This window comes from Kitasatospora sp. NPDC057595, assembly GCF_042800875.1.
GTDB lineage: Bacteria > Actinomycetota > Actinomycetes > Streptomycetales > Streptomycetaceae > Kitasatospora.
The window spans coordinates 1-3,540 of record NZ_JBHVGL010000056.1; the positions used below are offsets into that span (position 1 = coordinate 1).

Sequence of the window (3,540 nt, forward strand, 5' to 3'; positions counted from 1 at the left end):
CATCAAGGAAGATAATTGGGTCTAAAACGCCAAAATTCTTTTTATCAGAGGCATCAAGCGTGACGTAGTGGAATGAGCGAATCAATTCTACAAACATCGGATACTTAACCCGTACATCTGGATCACTAATCGCTTTCGTAAACCACTTTCGTACCTCCACCTTTGGGTCAGTCATTAATACCTGACAATCCAAGAAAGAGAGATATAGCAGGATCATTTTCACTAAAAAGGACTTACCTTTTCCAGTTGCTCCTGTAATATTTACATGTGGGCTGTCGGTAGAAGCACCGGCGATTCCCTCATTAGCCATAAACGGATGGTAAAGCACAATATCTCGACTGCTGGCTATAGATTGGTCGATCGGGACTTTTTCTGTAAATTTGTCTACTCTTCCGAAATAAAACCCCACATTCGAACCAAGCCGGCTTGATACGGCAAAAAGATTTTCTGCAAAGCCTTCATGTGTTGTTGACTGCACCCAGTTTTTTTCGAATTGCATCGGTGCACCATGCAAAAATTTATAGAAAAGCTGCAACTGATCGGCGATAGGACGCACACAATAGATTTGTGAATGCTTCATGATCCTAATGACTTCGCTTGCTCTGTGCTTACATTCCTTTTTAGTCTTTCCGCTGACAACAAAAGTCGCTACCCACTTCAAATATGGTGAATTGTGATTACGGATTTTATTGTTTAAATCGGTAAGCAATTCACGGCCAGATAGGAGCCTGTCATCTATTTCTTCAACCTCGCTCATATCCCGCTGCGTTTGCTTGAAACGTTGTTTTGTTAAAGCAATTTTGTTCAATGTTGATTCTTTTGACTGGTATTGCGCTTTTATGTGCAGCTCTACGGGGAAATTTAAATTTTGCGCCTTTTGAAAAATGTGGGAGTATTCCATGTCCTCGGGAAAGTCATCGACTACGACAAAACTTGTATAGCATTCCCCTTCAGTTGTCTGAAGCTTTAGAAACCCGGGTTCCGTTGGATCAATGATAGCGTCGGTTATATTGGTTTGACCGCGCTTTTTTTGTTCTTCAACCACACTATGGTGTATATCTCTTAAGAAATTGTATCGGTTTATATAGATCAATTGATCTTCTGTAAGCCGGCGACCGCCAACGCTTGCCACCAGTTGAAAAAGGTCTTTTTCAAGCCCTTCAAATCGTTGGAAAAACTCTGCGGTCATTTCTCTTTCCAATCCCAAAAGGTTTACCAATACGTCTGAAACAGACGTAAAGGCATTCCTCACAACTCCTTTGATATCTTCTGACCCTTCTAAGAGGTTTCCTTTCAAGCGTACACCGAGAATGAAATCTGGCTGCGTGACGCTGCCAAGCTCATTTTCTAAAATATTTATCGTTTCACGATTATAATATCGCCCGATCTCTAAGGTGCTCGGATGAAAGTCTTTCTCCAAATACTCAAAACGCTGCTCTAAGTCCATGTGCTGCGGGTACATTTCTAAGTGAATATCCTTGTACTTTTCTAATTCTTTAAACAGTATCCTAAACTCCGCTTTGTGATCCTCCAGTTTCTCTTTGTTGCTCTGAGGCACAACAACGGGGCTAATACGGTAATAAGCATAAATTTCACCTGATTTGGTCAGCATAAGATTGTCGTGTACGGTTTTGATTGGCGTCTTTAATTTCACCGTTATCACCGTCCTTCCTGCGAATAATTGTATCTTCGAAGGTTACTTGTTTAATATTTGAGTATAAAACCTCTTGGTCATTGGCATATCTGCGCTTTGGCAGGTATACGATGAAAAAGTAATTCGAAAAGTCAAACAGAAAACGATGGATCTTCTTACCGTTATATTTCTGTTTGACAAGGAATCCGCTTAACAGCCAAGGAATGCCAGCATACAATACGAGGGTTAATCCTGGCATGATTGAGCCGATACTATTAAAGAACTTACGAAAAGCAATCATTACGAGGAGTATTGCTGCGAACAATGCTCCTCGTACCAAACTGAGTCCAAAATTCATATTCAAAGGCCCCAGTTTATACAGCGTTATAGGGTGATTCATTGTTTTTTTATAGTTGTATGACCTCATTCCTTACCCCCCAAATACAGTGTAAGCAAGGTCACCTATTTGCTTTAAAAGTCTCTCTGGATTACCTACCGCGAAAAATACGAATCCGGCGGCAATTACAAATCCGATCAATTTACTAATGTCCTGTCTAAATAGGTAAAAGACACCGAAACAAACCAAAACAATTGCAACAGCATTTCCGCCTTCAGTTTGTACCCAATCCGCTAAATTACCGAGAGACGGAAGGCTAGCAGCTAAAACAGGATTTGCAAAAAAATTCATCATAGTTATTTTCCTCCTAGTGTGTTTTCCATTTTTTCAACAAAATACTTACCATCACGTTTACTTAAGTGCATTGTGAAGCTTTCTGTATTCTCAATTCCAAGGTCTTTTTCTTGGAATTTCGCATTGGTTTTTACGATATAACCATTTTTCCCTGAAGCATAGACTTTGAGATTTTATAAGCTGACAAATGAACGCTTCCAATTTAAAGCCTGCGGCTTCTCCATCATATAAGTGAGATCATCTGTCGTTCCGTCAGCATATTTTTTGAAGAAATCATTAAGCCAATTTTGAATCTGCTGTTTCTGTGCATCCTGAATTTCAGATTCATCTTCTAATGGGTTAGTTTCGCTTTGTACGCCTTTTGTTTTCACATCTGGCAACGGCGTAAAATACAGGTTAGAAACAACCGCATAACCGCCTTTAGAAGCTTTTACAGGTACATTCAGCAGCATAGAACGGCCTGTTTTTTTCTCCTCCTCGTATTTCTCTTTCACTTTTTCTTTTTTCTTGCCTTTTTTCTTCTCGACCTCTCGCTCTTTTTCCTGAACGGCGACATTATCATAATCTACACGGTACTGTAAGATCGCTTTATCATCGGCAAACTGCACATCATACAGCGTTTTATTATTCAACTTCCTATATCCGCCTACATCACCAGTTAGATCAACCGTTAAACCTTCTGCATAATAACTTTTGAGCGCTTCTTCACGAGCCTTCTTTTGGTCACTATCGCGCGGAATATTCATGTATTCATCGACCACTTGATTAGCGAAAATCTCCATTTTCGGACTGCGGTAAACATCATATCCGTTTTCATCCTGACCAGCCGTAACAGCAGCGAGTGCCGTTGCAGTAGCTTTAGACCGATTCAGTGCATTTTGCGAACGACCAAAAGCTAATATTCCAGACAATCCAACAACACCGATCAGCAGCCAAATAAATATGACAGCGCCTTTACCATTTCGTGCCTTTGGCAATTTACGGCTTTCTTTTTTGCTCCGCTTGATCTTATTGTCTGAAAAAATGTCGGACACTTTTTCTTTCAAACCGCCTAATCCCATTTGTCTCCCCCTTTCAATAAATTGCGCCGTCAACTTGGGGCGGTCGGATTGCATTTTCTGTTTAGACGGTGCAGCAAGCGCCTCTTTTTTTTCGTTCAACCCATTCATTGGATTGCGAAAATAAATGATTTTGCGCCTTTCAACAGGTTTTAGCC

4 protein-coding genes are annotated in these 3,540 nt (G+C 40.5%); all 4 read right to left on the bottom strand.

Annotated elements, in window-relative coordinates:
* On the bottom strand, window positions 1-1,654 hold a 1,654-nt coding region (locus ACFU9E_RS35310), incomplete at its 3' end, for an ATP-binding protein (protein ID WP_380715679.1).
* Complete coding sequence (locus ACFU9E_RS35315; RefSeq protein ID WP_104843700.1) at window positions 1,593-2,060, bottom strand: TcpE family conjugal transfer membrane protein; 468 nt, start codon at window positions 2,058-2,060, stop codon at window positions 1,593-1,595. The genes ACFU9E_RS35310 and ACFU9E_RS35315, both read right to left, overlap by 62 nt.
* Window positions 2,061-2,063: 3 nt before the next feature.
* Window positions 2,064-2,324, bottom strand: a complete 261-nt coding sequence (locus tag ACFU9E_RS35320; RefSeq protein WP_375838822.1) for a TcpD family membrane protein — start codon at window positions 2,322-2,324, stop codon at window positions 2,064-2,066.
* Window positions 2,325-2,497: 173 nt separating this feature from the next.
* The coding region (locus ACFU9E_RS35325; RefSeq protein ID WP_380715681.1) for a conjugal transfer protein at window positions 2,498-3,540 on the bottom strand (1,043 nt) is incomplete at its 5' end.